This window comes from Deltaproteobacteria bacterium (assembly GCA_016234845.1).
Taxonomy (GTDB): Bacteria; Desulfobacterota; Deferrimicrobia; order Deferrimicrobiales; family Deferrimicrobiaceae; genus JACRNP01.
Genome location: JACRNP010000148.1, coordinates 1 through 15010 on the forward strand (window position 1 = coordinate 1; position 15010 = coordinate 15010).

At 65.1% G+C, this 15010-nt stretch carries 17 protein-coding genes and 2 tRNA genes; 12 read left to right on the top strand and 7 right to left on the bottom strand.

Annotation, left to right across the window (positions count from 1 at the left end):
* The coding region (locus HZB86_09965) for a hypothetical protein (GenBank protein MBI5905852.1) at window positions 1–152 on the top strand (152 nt) is incomplete at its 5' end.
* A gap of 105 nt (window positions 153–257) precedes the next feature.
* On the opposite strand, the gene HZB86_09970 is transcribed toward HZB86_09965, so the two are convergent.
* The 7 genes from HZB86_09970 to amrB all read right to left on the bottom strand — a co-directional run bounded on the left by HZB86_09970 (window position 258) and on the right by amrB (window position 6401).
* The gene (locus HZB86_09970; GenBank protein ID MBI5905853.1) at window positions 258–1256 is read right to left on the bottom strand and encodes a class I SAM-dependent methyltransferase; all 999 of its coding nucleotides are present in this window, start codon (window positions 1254–1256) and stop codon (window positions 258–260) included.
* Between the two features lie 467 nt (window positions 1257–1723).
* A complete protein-coding gene (locus HZB86_09975) occupies window positions 1724–2965 on the bottom strand; it encodes a radical SAM protein (protein ID MBI5905854.1) in 1242 nt (413 codons plus the stop codon).
* Complete coding sequence (locus HZB86_09980; GenBank protein ID MBI5905855.1) at window positions 2962–3693, bottom strand: hypothetical protein; 732 nt, start codon at window positions 3691–3693, stop codon at window positions 2962–2964. The genes HZB86_09975 and HZB86_09980 overlap by 4 nt, the downstream gene beginning before the upstream one ends.
* Before the next feature lie 257 nt (window positions 3694–3950).
* Window positions 3951–4026 (bottom strand) — tRNA-Glu (locus HZB86_09985).
* Between the two features lie 4 nt (window positions 4027–4030).
* A tRNA-Gln gene (locus tag HZB86_09990) sits at window positions 4031–4108 on the bottom strand.
* Window positions 4109–4145: 37 nt separating this feature from the next.
* On the bottom strand, window positions 4146–5543 hold the full coding sequence (gene gltX, locus HZB86_09995) for a glutamate--tRNA ligase (GenBank protein MBI5905856.1): 1398 nt from the start codon (window positions 5541–5543) through the stop codon (window positions 4146–4148).
* Between the two features lie 54 nt (window positions 5544–5597).
* Window positions 5598–6401 (bottom strand): AmmeMemoRadiSam system protein B, encoded by an 804-nt coding sequence (gene amrB / locus HZB86_10000; protein MBI5905857.1) that lies wholly within the window; start codon window positions 6399–6401, stop codon window positions 5598–5600.
* Between the two features lie 185 nt (window positions 6402–6586).
* Here amrB and HZB86_10005 point away from each other — a divergent pair, with 185 nt between their 5' ends.
* The 11 genes from HZB86_10005 to nrdR all read left to right on the top strand — a co-directional run.
* Window positions 6587–7039 carry a DUF177 domain-containing protein gene (locus HZB86_10005; protein ID MBI5905858.1) on the top strand — a complete coding sequence of 151 codons (453 nt, stop codon included), beginning with the start codon at window positions 6587–6589 and terminating at the stop codon, window positions 7037–7039.
* Between the two features lie 3 nt (window positions 7040–7042).
* Window positions 7043–7225, top strand: a complete 183-nt coding sequence (gene rpmF, locus HZB86_10010; protein MBI5905859.1) for a 50S ribosomal protein L32 — start codon at window positions 7043–7045, stop codon at window positions 7223–7225.
* Window positions 7226–7241: 16 nt separating this feature from the next.
* Entirely contained in the window at window positions 7242–8264 is a 1023-nt protein-coding gene (gene plsX / locus HZB86_10015) for a phosphate acyltransferase PlsX (protein ID MBI5905860.1), read from the top strand.
* 19 nt (window positions 8265–8283) lie between these two features.
* Window positions 8284–9261: a ketoacyl-ACP synthase III gene (locus HZB86_10020; GenBank protein MBI5905861.1), complete on the top strand. Its 978-nt coding sequence runs from the start codon at window positions 8284–8286 to the stop codon at window positions 9259–9261.
* 8 nt (window positions 9262–9269) lie between these two features.
* Window positions 9270–10202, top strand: coding sequence for an ACP S-malonyltransferase (gene fabD, locus HZB86_10025; GenBank protein MBI5905862.1), 933 nt, complete (start codon window positions 9270–9272; stop codon window positions 10200–10202).
* Window positions 10203–10263: 61 nt separating this feature from the next.
* Window positions 10264–11007 (top strand): 3-oxoacyl-[acyl-carrier-protein] reductase, encoded by a 744-nt coding sequence (gene fabG, locus HZB86_10030; protein MBI5905863.1) that lies wholly within the window; start codon window positions 10264–10266, stop codon window positions 11005–11007.
* 31 nt (window positions 11008–11038) lie between these two features.
* Window positions 11039–11272, top strand: coding sequence for an acyl carrier protein (acpP, locus tag HZB86_10035; protein ID MBI5905864.1), 234 nt, complete (start codon window positions 11039–11041; stop codon window positions 11270–11272).
* 48 nt (window positions 11273–11320) lie between these two features.
* Window positions 11321–12562 (top strand): beta-ketoacyl-ACP synthase II, encoded by a 1242-nt coding sequence (gene fabF / locus HZB86_10040; protein MBI5905865.1) that lies wholly within the window; start codon window positions 11321–11323, stop codon window positions 12560–12562.
* 4 nt (window positions 12563–12566) lie between these two features.
* Entirely contained in the window at window positions 12567–14321 is a 1755-nt protein-coding gene (gene rpiB / locus HZB86_10045) for a ribose 5-phosphate isomerase B (GenBank protein MBI5905866.1), read from the top strand.
* Between the two features lie 62 nt (window positions 14322–14383).
* Window positions 14384–14809: a dCMP deaminase family protein gene (locus HZB86_10050; GenBank protein ID MBI5905867.1), complete on the top strand. Its 426-nt coding sequence runs from the start codon at window positions 14384–14386 to the stop codon at window positions 14807–14809.
* Window positions 14806–15010: transcriptional repressor NrdR (gene nrdR, locus HZB86_10055; GenBank protein ID MBI5905868.1), on the top strand; the 205-nt coding region annotated here is incomplete at its 3' end. The genes HZB86_10050 and nrdR, both read left to right, overlap by 4 nt.

The window sequence follows — 15010 nt, forward strand, 5'->3', positions numbered from 1 at the left end:
AGCCGGGACTGTCCGAAGCGAAACCGGGCGACCGGTTCCAGTTCGTCCGCCACGGCTACTTCATGGCCGATGAGATCGACTCGAGGCCCGGCGCGCCGGTCTTCAACCGGATCGTCGGCCTCAAGGACAAGTACCGCCCCGCGGCACGTTGAAAACGAATAAGCCCCCTGTCGGGGGCTGCGGTATTCATGGCGGCCCCGGCGGGATTCGAACCCGCGTTTTCGCTGTAAGCGGTGTCTGTTCGAAACGGGACAAACTCAGTTGAGATCCAAGAGGCCGCAGTTTTTCCCGCTCGGTTGTGCGAGCCGAAGACCTGCACGGGCAACGATAGTCGAGAGGCTTTCCGGACTCCAACCGGAATAGACGTATACCAGAGTATTCGACGCGCAGCGAATTAGAGCGTCAACCACGAGCTTGGCGGAATCAGGAGGTGCCTCCCGGAGGCGCCCGACCATGAGGATGACAAGTTCGTATCGGCGATCTGCCGCCCAGCGATCTGCATCGAAAAGGTTACCAACGCTGATATTGCCGTTAAATGTTGGAAGGACCTCGCTTGCATGCTCTACGGCGGATGCGTTGAGGTCGATCCCGAATGGGATGGCTCCAGGGACTTGATTGACGATTTTCGCCAGAAGCGCTCCGTTTCCGCAGCCCAAATCCAATATGGATCCGCCAGCGTTGCCGAGCGTCGCGATCGCCAACTTCACAATGGGGTCATGGGCGCGATCCATTGCAAAACGAGTAGCGAAACCGTTATCGCGGTTATACCACTCCGGAAGAATGGTTGCTGACGGCTGCCGTATCGATTCCCGATTATCGAGTCGACGGGGAGCGGATGCTTTCCTCTGCTTTTTCGGGGGACTCGAATAAGGGAACCGGAGTCCTTGGGCACCCTCACGAGGAAACGAGCGCCCCTTCCAGCGAACAGTATGGATTGCACCCGTTGAGTCGGTTGTTGTAGAAACCTTGACGACGGGGGTTAATATTTCGGCAACTCCATGCAATGCGGACCACTCCACTGGCCAGTTCAATATTTCTTCTATCCAGTCCATCTCTTCACCACAGCCTATTTTGCGCCCTAAGGCCAACATGTCTTTGCCTGTGCGAATGCTATCAGGACAATCGAATTTGCAGGGCAGGTGCGGGACAGCGCGGACGCCAATCCAGCGCCACAGAATATTCGCGAAAGGGGGACCGTCCATGCTGATTTCGACGGAAGTCACATCCCGTTCAACTGCCTTGGTGTTAGTTGCCATCGCCCAAGTGGTGTCAACACAGGAATGATCCACCCAGACACGCCGAAAGAAAGACCGGCAGCAGGCAGGATAGCCGAGCAGCGCACCGATAGCGTCATCGTCCCGATTGTCCCAGGCGCGCCCAAGCTCGCGGAGGTCTTCCGGAATTGCGACTCCAAGGCGGATTCTTGGGGTGTTGCCTTGCCGGGTTGGAGGAGGAGTAGCTGAATAAGTACAGGAAGCTTGACCTTCCAGGGCAAGCGGTAGTATGGCCAGGCGGTGCTCGCTCCAGCGACGACATTCTTTCACGCATGCATCCAAGGAAAGTGAAGTGATAAACGCGCGCCGAATCCCGGCGGCAACGGACTGCCAACAAACTTCGTTCCATGCATCCGAAATTCGCTGGAGGCGCGGGCTCCAAATCCGATTCGCCTCGCCGCTTACCCACGCTGTGCGCGTGAAATCGGGTAGAACAAAATTGATGCGATCTATGATTCGCATGCGGCTCGCAGTCGCTTCAGCTCGTTCTGGATATCTCCTAGCAGTGAGCTCGGCGAATTCCTGTCTTTCTTGTTCGAATCCTGTTTCCCAAGAATTGCAGCCATCGTGACCTGTTTCCCTCGCGCCCACGATTCAATATGTGCCCTCTCAAGCGCAGTACGCTCCAAGGAAGCGGATAACGGTTTTTTCCCTGTGCGAATCAACTCGCGTTCAAGCACTTTGTATACGCCCTTCCATACCTCGCAGTGTTCAGTCCGATTGCGCCAGTCTCCGCCAATGGCGGTTCCAGGACAGTTTCCTTTGCACATGAGAAAAAAACGGCAACCGCTGCATCCGCCGTTCTCCTGGGGTGTATGAAAGAGGGCCAGGTATCTTTCATAACCAACGCAGGGAGCTTTTACGAAGTCGATCCCATCCTTATTGGTGCGCCCACAGTTGCTGCGCTGGCCCTGGCCTTCGACACCGCGCACTGCAGATGTCGTGTAGGGATCGCAACCTGCCCAGATGCAAGTGACCTTGTCGTCCTGGCCCATTAGCATACGTCGCATATCATTAAAAATATCGAAACGGAGACACCGCAAGGTCCGCTCTACTTCCAATAATTTCAGCAGGACTTGCGTGTTTTCATCCTCGGTTAGGCCGTACAGACTGCGAATTTCCGGGTTCTCGCTCTCGAGAAGGTGAAGGCGCACGGAACGTACGCCACGAGTCTCGAGATATCGGATCCAATCAATTAACACCGGTAGACGGTCAACTGTTGCGTTGTCTTTGTGCAAGGTAATGATCAGGCTCGGAGGGATTCCTTCGTCGCAGAGGCGTTCAATGGCTTGCTCGGTGAGGGCAGTTGCTTTTCTGGTCTTAGAGAGAGTGCCGTTCCAGCGCACATCGTTGAGCGGCCCTGGACCATCGATGGAAATTCCCACTTGGACACGATATGACTTGAACAGTCGAATGTGCCCGTCTGTGATAAGCACCCCATTCGTCTGTATGCCATTCCTCCTGAATTGAGCCAATCCCCATGCCCACAGATTCTCGAGGTCTTCAAGGGGTACCAATAGCGGTTCCCCGCCGAAAATGCTGAATGCTCCCCCTTCGGCCAGTATTGCTTTCTTCATCAGGTCGATGTCGTATGGTCGAGTCGAGTGGCCCACATCACGCTGCGGATTCTGATAGCAGTACTGACAGCCAATGTTGCAATGGACGCCAAGAGGCCTTACTTCAATTGTCATTCGGGTTTTCCAACGTCAGGTTTGTTCACTTGATTCTCGAGCAACACAATTCGTCGTTCGAGCTTTTTCATTTGATCCGCGACCTCCTGTACAACTCGGCCCATCTCGGCACTTGCCAATCTCATCTGTTGGCCAAACACCTTCGCGAGCTGCTCTTCACCACTTGAGAGATTTCCTTGGAGAGCAGTTACCAGCAGTTCCAAGCGCGTAATTACAGGAAGGAAGTCACGAAGGGGGGGTTGATCAATAACGTCAAAATGACCGCTATCAAGGTGGGAGAAATCGACATGTTGATGATCATGATGGGATAGATCCGAGTGAACGGCATCAAAGTGGACAGGGCCACCACCCTGATCATCATGCGGCATGGCATCGTCGGCGTGGTCGACATCATCATGGACATCATCGTGGACATCAAAATGATCGTGATGATCCTCGTGATCCTGGTGTAAGTCATAGTGATAATCGTTATGAACGTCATCATGGGCTTGGTCGTCGTGTCTTTCGTCATCATGGCCATGATCGCCGTGAACATCACCGAATGAGTCGTCGTGACTGTCAGTATGGTAAGCATCCTGATGCGGATTGTGGTCGTAGTGCCCCCAAGTATGGACATGAGATGGTCCTGGGAAATGGGTGAAGGGATCGATCCAGCGTACGGTGGAATCCGTTTTTTTAGAAACGATACGACCTGGGCGAGAACGATGCTTGTTGTTTTCGCTTGGCATGGCTGGATGTCCCTTCCTTACGGAATTCCGGTCCCGTCCCCGCGGGGCGGCTCCCCAGGCTGACGCGACCCCTGCGGTAGGCGTTGCCTCCTCCCCGTCTGACGTTACGATGCAGGAGACCCCAGCGGACCGGTAGTTGGCAGCCGCGGGCGGGGCTGCTCGGTCGGCGGCAACCTCGCTTCGAACCCCGCGTGTGAACTATGTAACCGCCACTTCTTGCGGTGTCGGCGTCAATTGAATGATGTTCGAGCAAGAAGTGGCGGTCCCAGCGGGGTTCGAACCCGCGTTTTCGCCGTGAGAGGGCGGTGTCCTGGGCCACTAGACGATGGGACCGCGATGGCTGGGGAGCCAGGGTTCGAACCTGGAAACCGTGGGTCAGAGCCACGTGTGATTCCGTCCGTTTCACCACTCCCCAACGGAAAAGACAGGCTACCCGATGGCCGCGCTTTCCGTCAAGCGCCAATCCGGCCGGCGGCGGCCTTCAGGCGACGCACGACCTCTTCCTTCCCGAGGATCTCCATCACGTCGAACAGCCCCGGGGACGCGGTCCCCCCGGTGAGCGCCACCCGGATCGGCTGGTGGACCTTCAGGTTCCCGCCCCTCCGCTCGACGACCCGGCGCAACGCCTCCTCCATCGCCTCGTGCGAGAACGGATCGAGCGCGGAAAAGGCGTCCGCGATCTCGCCCAGAACCGGCGCGATCTCCGGCGCAAGGAACTTCGCTGCCGCCTTCGGATCGGCCGGCTTCTCCCGGAAGTAGTATTCGGACGCCTCCGCCATCTCCTCCAGCGTGCGGGCCCGCTCCTGCAGGGAGCGGACGATGGCCGTGAGGCGCGGGGACGGCGTCGCTCCGATGCCGCGCTTCGCGAGGAAGGGGACGAGCAGCGCCGCGATCCGGCCGGGGTCGGACGCCTTGATGTAATGGGCGTTCACGCTCTGCAGCTTGTCGAGGTTGAACTTCGACGGCGACCGTCCGACGTGCTCGAGGGAGAAGTGGCGGATCATCTCCTCCTCGGAGAAGATCTCCTGGTCGCCGTGTCCCCACCCGAGGCGGACGAGGTAGTTCACCATCGCTTCCGGCAGGTACCCCTTCTCCCGGTACGCCGTGACCGACACGTCGTCCTGCCGCTTCGACAGCTTTCCCCCCTCCATGCCGTGGATCAGCGGGAAGTGGCCGAACGACGGCAGCGGGTAGCCGAGCGCCTCGTAGAGGAGGAGCTGCTTCGGCGTGTTGTTCAGGTGGTCGTCCCCGCGCAGCACGTGGGTGATCCCCATCGACGCGTCGTCCACCACGACCACGAAGTTGTACGTCGGCGACCCGTCGGTTCGCAGGAGCACCAGGTCGTCCAGCTCGGAGTTTTCGTACGCCACGTCGCCGCGCAGCAGGTCGTGCACCACGGTCCGGCCCGCATCGGGCGCCCGGAACCGCACGACGTGCGGCTTCCCGGCGACCGCCTCCGGCGACAGGGCGCGGCACCGGCCGTCGTAGCGCGGCTTCTCCTTCCGCGAAGCCATCTCCTCGCGGCGCGCGTCGAGCTCCTCCTTCGTGCAGACGCACCGGTACGCCTTCCCCTCCGCGAGGAGGCGGTCCGCCTCCTTCCGGTAGAGACCCACCCGCTCCATCTGGAAGTGCGGCCCCTCGTCCCAGGTGATCCCCAGCCAGGTCATTCCGTCGAGGATCGCCCGGACCGCCTCGGGCGTGGACCGCTCCTGGTCGGTGTCCTCGATCCGGAGGATGAACCTCCCGCCCGCGTTCCGCGCGAAGAGCCGGTTGAACAGGGCGGTGCGGGCGCCCCCGATGTGGAGGAACCCGGTCGGGCTGGGCGCGAAGCGCGTCACCACTTGCGGCATCTGCGTTGCCTCGTTTCCGAAAGGGGGATCCGGGGGCGGCGGGGAAGGGCGTCTTCAGGCGAAGGCGAGGCCCGCGTAGCCGACCACCTGGTCGAAATCCCGGCTGACCTCGCCGGAAGTCGCGTATTTTACCAGACGCGCCGAAGTCGCGCCAAGCGCCTTCGCGGCGAAAAGGACCACCGTGGCGGGGATCACCCCGCACATCGATATCCTCTCGGAGCGGACCGTCCGGTAGAGCCCCTCGGGATCGAGCGAGAGCATCCGGTCGATCGCCATCCGGTCCTTCTTCCGCGCCACGGCTTCCGGTACATAGTGCGACATGTCGGAGCTTGCCACCAGGAGAGGCCGGTCGTCCATTCCTTCGACCGCCTTCGCCGCCGCTTCGCCCAGGTCCCGGCACTCCTCGAGGGTGAGGCGGCCGAGCGCCACCGGGACGAAGCGGAATTCCGGCCGGAACCGGCGGAGGAACGGGAGCTGCACCTCGAGCGAGTGCTCCCGGGCGTGGGCCAGGGCGTCCTCCCGGAGCATCGGCGCCCCTTTTTTCAGGCGGTCGGCCAGCTCCCCGTCCACGGCGACGTCGCCCCAGGGCATCCTCCACGATCCGCGGGAGATGATCGCGGCCTCTTCACCGAGCCCGGTGTGGTTCGGGCCGAAAATGACGGAAACCGCCGGAATCCGGATGGAGGAGTACACCTCCCCGGCGACTCCCCCGGAGTAGACGTACCCGGCGTGGGGGGAAACGATCCCGATCACGGGCGTCTTTCCCTCGATATCCCGGGTAAGCTCCCCGACCGCCTTCGAAAGCCCGGAAGGCGTACCTGGATAAAACTGACCGGCCACCGCGGCCATCCGATTCATGTCCCCATGATACACCGGGAGGGGAATATTCGGCGATTGACAGGGAACGCCGCGTTGCCTATAGTGTTTCCTTTAATTTAAGGGAAATTCCCACTTTGTACATCCGTGTGTCCGAAATACCCGGGGGCGGTCTCGACGTTTTCGCATCCCGGGGAAGGGCGTGGATCCCCCGCGTTATCGAAGGGATGGATCCGTCTCCCTTGAATTCGTGCCGGGTCGTCGACGCCGACCTCGTCCTGACCGTGGACGCCGGCGACATCCTGGCCGACGGGTCGTTCTCGGCCGAGGGAGAGGCTCCGTGCGACCGGTGCACCGAGCCGGTCGCGGTCCGGTTCGGGAAGACGTTCAACATCCTGTTGACGCCGAGGAACCGCGGCCCCGCCGGTTCGGGGCCGATCGAACTGCGGGAAGAGGACCTCGACGTCGGGTATTACGACGGCACGGGGGTGGAGGTCGGCGACATCTTCTGGGAGCAGGTGGCCCTGGAGATCCCCGTGAAGGTCGTCTGCTCCGAGGATTGCCGCGGGGTGTGCCCGGCCTGCGGGGCGAACCGGAACCGGGAGGCTTGCTCCTGCGGGGCGCAGGATTCGCCGGGCCCGTTCGACGTGTTGAAGAACCTGAAAGGGAAAAAGGAGTAGACCATGCCGAATCCGAAACGACGCGGATCCAAATGCCGCAGGGACAAGCGGCGCACCCACAAGAAACTCTCCCAGCCGGCCGTGAGCACCTGCCCCCAGTGCAAGTCGATCAAGCGGCCCCATGCCGTCTGTCCGACGTGCGGGACCTACAAGGGCCGGGAAGTCATAGCGAAAACCGAAGCCTGACACCCGCTTCCCTCCGATGAAAATCGCCGTGGATGCCATGGGGGGGGACCACGCCCCGCGCGAGGTCGTCCGCGGCGCCGTCCTGGCCGCCCGGGAATACTCCCTCTCCCTGATCCTGGTGGGCCAGGAGGACCGGATCCGCCAGGAGCTGGCGGGGATCGACTCCTCCGGCGCCGCGATCGAGGTGGTCCACGCCTCCGAGGTCGTGGAGATGTGCGACGTCCCCGGCAAGGCGCTCCGGAAGAAGAAGGACTCGTCGATCCGCGTGGGCCTTTCGCTGGTCTCCGCCGGGAAGGCGTCCTCCTTCGTGAGCGCGGGGAACTCGGGCGCCGTGATGGCGGGCGGGCTCCTCATCCTCCGGCGCATCCGCGGGGTCGACCGGCCCGCGATCGGCGCGACCATCCCGACACCGCACGGCCCCATCGTCCTGATCGACGCGGGGGCGAACGTCGACTGCAAGCCGGCGCACCTGCTCCAGTTCGGGCACATGGGCGAGGCGTACTCCCGGAAGATCCTGGGGATCGCCGGCCCCCGGGTGGCCGTCGTGAGCATCGGGGAAGAGGACTCCAAGGGGACCGATCTCACGCGGGACACCTGCGACCTGTTCCGGAAGACCGGACTCCGGTTCGTGGGGAACCTGGAGGGGCGCGACTTCTTCTGCGGCAAGGCGGACGTCTTCGTCTGCGACGGGTTCGTCGGGAACGTGGCGCTGAAGACGATGGAGGGGATGGTCCAGGCGCTGGGTACGTTCTTGAAATCGGAAATCAGGAAGTCGACGATGGCCCAGGTGGGCGCGCTGCTGGCCGAGCGAGCGCTGCGGACGGTCCGGAGCCGGATGGACTACGCGGAGTACGGCGGCGCTCCGCTCCTCGGGGTGCGCGGCGGGGTCGTCATCTGCCACGGGTCGTCCGACGAACGGGCGATCAAGAACGCGATCCGGGCCGCCGGGTCCCTCGCCCGGGCGGGGGTCGGGGACGAGATCGCGCGCTCGATCGCGTCGCGCGGGCACGCCCCGGCGACTCCGGCCGCGCAACCGTAACCGGAAAGGGGAGGAAGACGTGGGATCGAAGATCATCGGTCTGGGGATGCACGCCCCGCCGAAGCGGCTGACCAACACCGACCTGGAAAAGATGGTCGAAACGAACGACAGCTGGATCACGGAGCGCACGGGCGTCAAGTCCCGGCGGATCGCGGAGCTGGGCGCCGCGAACTCCGACATCGCGCTCGAGGCCTCCCGGAAGGCGCTGGCGGACGCGGGGGTCAAGGCGGACGACATCGACCTGATCGTCGTCGGCACCTGCACGCCGGACATGCCGCTGCCGTCGACCGCGTGCTTCCTCCAGATGAAGCTGGGCGCCCGGAACGCCTTCGCCCTCGACCTGAACGCGGCGTGCTCCGGATTCCTCTACGCGCTTTCGGTGGCCGACTCCCTGATCCGGGCCGGACGAGGGAAGAAGGCGCTCGTCCTCGGCTCCGAGATCCTCTCCTCGATCACCGACTACACGGACCGCGCCACCTGCATCCTCTTCGGGGACGGCAGCGGGGCGGTGGTCCTCTCCGAGTGCCCGGACGGGGAGGGGGTCCTGTCGTGCCACCTCCACTCCGACGGGAACCTTTGGGAGCTGATCCACTGTCCCGGCGGCGGCACCGTCCACCCGCTGACCCCCGACCTCATCTCGCGGCGGATGATCTACATCCGCATGATGGGGAACGAGACGTTCAAGCACGCCGTCACCAAGCTGGGCGAAGTGTCGTTGAAGGCGCTTTCGCACAACGGCTACCGGGTGGACGACGTCGCGCTCTTCATCCCCCACCAGGCGAACCTGCGGATCATCACCGCGGTCGGAAAACGGATCGGCATCCCGCCCGAGCGCGTATTCGTCAACCTCGAGAAGTACGGGAACACCTCCGCCGCCTCGGTCCCGATCGCGCTCGCGGAGGCGAAGGCGCAAGGCAGGATCCGTCCCGGCGACCTCGTCCTTCTGGCGGCGTTCGGCGCGGGGCTCACGTGGGGCTCCGCCCTGGTGAGGATGTAGGAAGCGCCATGGGAATCGCGCTGCTCTTCCCGGGCCAGGCGTCGCAGTTTCCGGGGATGGGGAAGGATCTTCACGACGCGTACGCCGCCGCGCGGGAGGTGTTTCTGGAGGCGTCCGACGCGTTGTCGCTGGACGTCGCCGCCCTGTGCTTCCGCGGCACGGAGGAGGAGCTCCGCCGGACGGAGAACACGCAGCCCGCCATCTTCACGGTGAGCGTCGCCGCGTTCCGGGCGCTTTCGGCCGAGACCGGCATCCGCCCGCTGTGCGCGGCCGGGCATTCCCTCGGGGAGTACTCCGCGCTGGTGGCGGCCGGCGCGCTGCCGCTCCGCGAGGCGGTTCGCGCTCTCCGGTCCAGAGGCAGGTACATGCAGGACGCGGTCCCGGCGGGGGAAGGGGCGATGGCGGCGATCATCGGGCTCCCCCCGGAAAAGGTGGAGGAGGCGTGCCGCGCGGGGTCCGCCCTCGGCGTGGTCTCCGCGGCGAACTTCAACGGGGGGGACCAGATCGTCATCTCGGGCGGCGGGAAGGCGGTGGCCGCCGCGTGCGAGGCGGCGAAAGCCGCCGGGGCGAAGCGCGCGCTCCCGCTGCCGGTGAGCGCGCCGTTCCACTGCGCCCTGATGGAACCCGCGGCCGGCCGCCTGGCCCCGGAGCTGCGCGCGATCCCGCAGGGGACGTTCCGCTTTCCGGTCGTCGCGAACGTGACGGCGGCGCCGTATGCCGAGGGCGATCCGGTGGCGGAGACGCTCGTCCGGCAGATCACGGCGCCCGTGCGGTGGGAGGAGTCGGTCCGCGCGATGCTCGGAATGGGTGCGACCGCGTTCCTCGAGGTGGGGCCGGGGAAAGTGCTGTCGGGGCTGGTCCGGAGGATCGCGAAGGACGCCGCGGCGGCGGCGTTCTGCGGCCCGGCCGACCTCGGCGCGGCGCGCGCCATCGCCGGGTGAACTTTTCCCTTGATGGGGTCGCGAGGTTGAGGGTATGAATTTCGGGATGGGGGGTGGCGCGATGCGTCTGTCGGGGAAGGTGGCGCTGGTCACGGGTTCCGCACGCGGGATCGGCCGGTCGATCGCGGAGCTGTTCAGCGCCGAGGGGGCGACCGTCGTGGTGAACGACGTCGGGAGCGACGCCGGAGCCCGCGAAACGCTTTCGGCGCTTACGGCGGCCGGCGGCAAAGGATCCGTGGAGATGTTCGACGTCTCCGACGCGGCGCAGGTGGACGCCGGGGTGAAGAACATCCTCGAGGCGCACGGCCGGATCGACGTGCTGGTGAACAACGCGGGGATCACGAAGGACAACCTGCTGCTGCGGCTGTCCGAGGACGATTTCGACGCGGTCCTGCGGGTCAACCTGAAGGGGACGTACCTGCTGACCCGGACGGTCACCCGGCACATGATGAAGCAGCGCAGCGGCCGGGTCATCAACCTCAGCTCGGTGGTCGGCATGATGGGGAACGCCGGGCAGTCCAACTACGCGGCGGCGAAGGCCGGGATCATCGGGTTCACGAAGGCGACCGCCCGGGAGCTGGCGTCCCGGAACATCACGGTGAACGCGATCGCGCCGGGATTCATCCGTACCGCGATGACGGCGGCACTTCCCGAGGCGGTGCAGAAGGCGTTCATGGCGCAGATCCCGCTCGGCCGGTTCGCCGAGCCGCGGGAAGTCGCGGAACTGGCGCTCTTTCTCGCGTCCGACGCGTCGTCCTACATCACCGGGCAGGTCGTCGGCATCAACGGCGGGATGTACATGTGAGAGTACAATATACGGAAAGGGAGGGACGAACATGTCGGTAGACAAGCGGGTCCGGGAAATCGTGGCGGAGCAGCTCGAGCGGGACGTGAACGAGGTCACCAACGAGGCGTCGTTCATCGACGACCTGGGCGCGGATTCCCTGGACATCGTCGAGCTGGTCATGAAGATGGAAGAGGAGTTCGGCATCGAGATCCCCGACGAGGAAGCCGAGAAGATCAAGACGGTCAACGACGTCGTCCAGTACATCACCGCCCACAAGAAGTAGGGGGCCGACGGAGCGGGATCCGCGACGGCGGCGGGCGGAAGGAGCGATATGCGCAGAGTGGTCGTAACGGGACTGGGGGCGGTGACCCCGCTGGGGATCGGCGTCGCTCCCACTTGGGAGGCCGCGCTGGCCGGGAAATCCGGCATCGGACGGATCACCCGGTTCGACGCGAAGGATTTCTCCACCACCATCGCCGCGGAGGTGAAGGGATTCCAGCCCGAGGATTTCATCGACCGGAAGGAAATCAAGCGGATGGACCCGTTCATCCATTACGCCATGGCCGCGGCCCACATGGCGATGGAGGACGCGGGTCTCGTCATCGACCCGGCGCTGGCGCCGAAGGCCGGCGTCTACCTGGGAAGCGGGCTCGGGGGGCTCTCCTCCCTCGAGCGGTACCACAAAGCGTACCTGCTGGAGGGGGGGCCCCGGAAGATCAGCCCGTTCTTCATCCCCATGCTCATCTCGAATCTCGCGCCCGGCCACATCGCGATGCGGTACGGCGCCAAGGGGCCCAACATCACCACGACGACGGCGTGCGCGGCGTCGAGCCACGCCATCGGAGAGGGGATGCACGCCGTCCGCAGCGGAATCTGCGACGTGGTGATCGCCGGCGGCGCCGAGGCCACCATCACCCCGCTCGGGCTGGGGGGGTTCTGCTCGATGAAGGCGCTCTCCGACCGGAACGACGACCCGGAGACCGCGTCCCGGCCGTTCGACAAGGACCGCGACGGCTTCGTGATGGGAGAGGGGTCGGCGATCCTCGTCCTCGAGGAGCTTGCGCACGCCCGGAACCGCGGCGCGAAGATCTACGCGGAGGTCCGGGGATACGGAGCGTCGGCCGACGCGCACCACGTGACCGCTCCCGCGCCCGGAGGGGAGGGCGCCGTCCGCGCGATGGCGGCCGCGCTCGCGGACGGCGGGGTTCCGGCGGACGCGGTGGACTACATCAACGCGCACGGGACGTCCACCCCCTACAACGACCTGTACGAGACGATGGCGATCCGCACCGTCTTCGGTGCGCGGGCGAAGGAGATCCCCGTCAGCTCCACGAAGTCGATGACGGGGCACCTCCTCGGGGCGGCCGGCGCGATCGAGGGGATGTTCTGCTCGCTCGCGATCCGCGACGGCGTCATCCCGCCGACGATGAACTACAAGACGCCGGATCCCGAGTGCGACCTCGATTACGTCCCCAACGCGGCGCGCCGGCAGCCGGTCCGTTTCGCGCTGTCCAATTCGTTCGGGTTCGGAGGAACGAACTCGGTGCTCCTCTTCGGCCGGTTCGAGGAGTAGCCCGTTGGCATTCCCTCCCCGCCGCGTCGTCGTCGCCTCGGACCACGCCGGAGTGGAGATGAAGCGTCGCCTGCGGGAGGCGCTCGCGGAGGCGGGGATCGACGCGGAAGACCTCGGAACGGGGTCGGGCGCCTCGGTCGACTACCCGGACTTCGCGACGGCGGTCGCCAAGCGCGTGTCCGCCGGGACGGCCGACGCGGGGGTCCTGGTGTGCGGCACCGGCCTCGGCATGTCCATCACCGCGAACCGGTTCCCCGGAGTCCGCGCGGCGCTGCTCTACGACGACACCGCGGCCCGGTTCGCCCGCCTCCACAACGACGCCAACGTCGCCGTGTTCGGCGCCCGGACGATGGCCGCGGAGGACGCCGTACGGCGGCTCCGGCTGTTCCTGTCGGAACCGTTCGAGGGGGGGCGCCACGAGGGACGCCTGGAGAAGATCCGGGGGATCGAGAACACCATCGCCGCCGGCCCGGGCCCCGGGACGGCCGGACAAGGAGAGCCGCGCATGTCCTTCCTCAAGCAGACCGACCCGGAGATCTACGAGGTCATCCGCAGGGAGACGGAACGCCAGGCGTACCGCCTGGAACTCATCGCCTCCGAGAATTTCGTGAGCGAGGCGGTCCTCGAGGCCACGGGGTCGGTCCTGACGAACAAGTACGCCGAGGGGTATCCCGGGAAACGGTATTACGGCGGGTGCGAATTCGTGGACCAGGCCGAGTCGCTGGCCATCGAGCGCGCGAAGAGGATCTTCGGGGCCGACCACGTGAACGTCCAGCCCCATTCCGGCTCCCAGGCGAACATGGCGGTCTACATGTCCCTGATGAGCCCCGGCGACACGATGCTCGGAATGAACCTCTCGCACGGGGGACATCTGACCCACGGAAGCGGGGTCAACTTCTCGGGGAAGCTGTACAACGTGATCCCCTACGGCGTTCGCGAGGACACGGAGACCATCGACTTCGACCAGGTTCGGGACCTGGCGCTCAAGCACCGTCCGAAGCTGATCGTCGTCGGGGCGTCCGCCTACCCCCGGAGGATCGACTTCGCGGCGTTCCGGAAGATCGCCGACGAGGCCGGCTGCATGGTGATGGCCGACATCGCCCACATCGCCGGGATGGTCGCGGTCGGCCTGCACCCGAGCCCCGTTCCCCACTGCGAGTTCGTGACCACGACGACCCACAAGACGCTCCGTGGCCCCCGCGCCGGGATGATCCTGTGCCGGGAGGACATGGCGAAGAAGCTCAATTCCGCCATCTTCCCCGGGATCCAGGGCGGCCCGCTGATGCACGTGATCGCGGCGAAGGCGGTGGCGCTCAAGGAGGCGATGGCGCCGGAGTTCAAGGAGTACCAGGCGCAGATCCTGCGAAACGCGGAGGCGATGGCGCGCACGCTGGTGAAACGCGGCCACAAGCTGGTGTCCGGAGGGACCGACAACCACCTGATGCTCGTGAACCTGAAGGACACGCCGCTGACCGGCAAGGAGGGGGAGGAGGCGCTGGAGCGGGTCGGGATCACCGTGAACAAGAACACGGTTCCCTTCGAGACGCGCAGCCCCTTCGTCACCAGCGGCGTCCGGATCGGCACGCCCGCGCTCACCACCCGCGGGATGAAGGAGCCGGAGATGGAGCGGATCGGGAACTGGATCGCGGATGTTCTGGCGGCCCCGGCGGACGCCGCCGTGCAGAAGCGGGTGTCGGCGGAAGTCCGCGATCTGTGCGGCTCCTTCCCGCTCTACGCCTCGCGCCTCGTCGGGGCGTAGTGCATCGGGGGGGGAAGGTGAAGGCGGGAACGCGCGCCCGGCCCGACTGGGACACCTATTTCATGGACATGGCGAAGCTCGCCGCCCGGAGGTCGTCCTGCCTTCGGCGCGCGGTTGGCGCGGTCCTGGTGAAGGACCGGCGCCTCCTGGCCACCGGGTACAACGGCGTCCCCTCCGGGGTGACCCACTGCGAGGTCGCCGGCTGTCTCCGCGAGCGGCTGAACGTCCCCTCCGGCGAGCGCCACGAGCTGTGCCGGGGGCTTCACGCCGAGCAGAACGCCATCATCCAGGCGGCCTTCCACGGGGTGTCGATCCGCGACGCGGTCCTCTACTGCACGAACCTCCCCTGCATCATCTGCGCGAAGATGCTGGTGAACTCCGGCGTGCGCCGGATCGTCTACCTCGAGGGGTACAGCGATCCCCTGACCCGGGAGATGCTCTCCGAGGTGGGAATGGAGCTGGTGAAGCTGGAGGGCCCCGGTCCGTGAGGTGCCCCCGGTGCGGCCACGACGACAACAAGGTGGTCGACTCGCGGGCGGGAAAGGACAGGGACGTCATCCGGCGGAGGAGGGAATGCCTCTCCTGCCAGCGGCGGTTCACGACCTACGAGCGGATCGAGGAGGAGCTCCCGCTGGTCGTCAAGCGGGACGGGCGCCGCGAGCCGTTCGACCGGCAGAAGATCCTGAACG

What these genes read in the sequence shown, in the direction of transcription:
- HZB86_09970 (MBI5905853.1), bottom strand. Translation starts at nt 1,256, where the DNA reads ATGGCAACTAACACCAAGGCAGTTGAACGGGATGTGACTTCCGTCGAA.
- HZB86_09975 (MBI5905854.1), bottom strand. Translation starts at nt 2,965, where the DNA reads ATGACAATTGAAGTAAGGCCTCTTGGCGTCCATTGCAACATTGGCTGT.
- HZB86_09980 (MBI5905855.1), bottom strand. Translation starts at nt 3,693, where the DNA reads ATGCCAAGCGAAAACAACAAGCATCGTTCTCGCCCAGGTCGTATCGTT.
- gltX (MBI5905856.1), bottom strand. Translation starts at nt 5,543, where the DNA reads ATGCCGCAAGTGGTGACGCGCTTCGCGCCCAGCCCGACCGGGTTCCTC.
- amrB (MBI5905857.1), bottom strand. Translation starts at nt 6,401, where the DNA reads ATGAATCGGATGGCCGCGGTGGCCGGTCAGTTTTATCCAGGTACGCCT.
- HZB86_10005 (MBI5905858.1), top strand. Translation starts at nt 6,587, where the DNA reads ATGGATCCGTCTCCCTTGAATTCGTGCCGGGTCGTCGACGCCGACCTC.
- rpmF (MBI5905859.1), top strand. Translation starts at nt 7,043, where the DNA reads ATGCCGAATCCGAAACGACGCGGATCCAAATGCCGCAGGGACAAGCGG.
- plsX (MBI5905860.1), top strand. Translation starts at nt 7,242, where the DNA reads ATGAAAATCGCCGTGGATGCCATGGGGGGGGACCACGCCCCGCGCGAG.
- fabD (MBI5905862.1), top strand. Translation starts at nt 9,270, where the DNA reads ATGGGAATCGCGCTGCTCTTCCCGGGCCAGGCGTCGCAGTTTCCGGGG.
- fabG (MBI5905863.1), top strand. Translation starts at nt 10,264, where the DNA reads ATGCGTCTGTCGGGGAAGGTGGCGCTGGTCACGGGTTCCGCACGCGGG.
- acpP (MBI5905864.1), top strand. Translation starts at nt 11,039, where the DNA reads ATGTCGGTAGACAAGCGGGTCCGGGAAATCGTGGCGGAGCAGCTCGAG.
- fabF (MBI5905865.1), top strand. Translation starts at nt 11,321, where the DNA reads ATGCGCAGAGTGGTCGTAACGGGACTGGGGGCGGTGACCCCGCTGGGG.
- HZB86_10050 (MBI5905867.1), top strand. Translation starts at nt 14,384, where the DNA reads ATGGACATGGCGAAGCTCGCCGCCCGGAGGTCGTCCTGCCTTCGGCGC.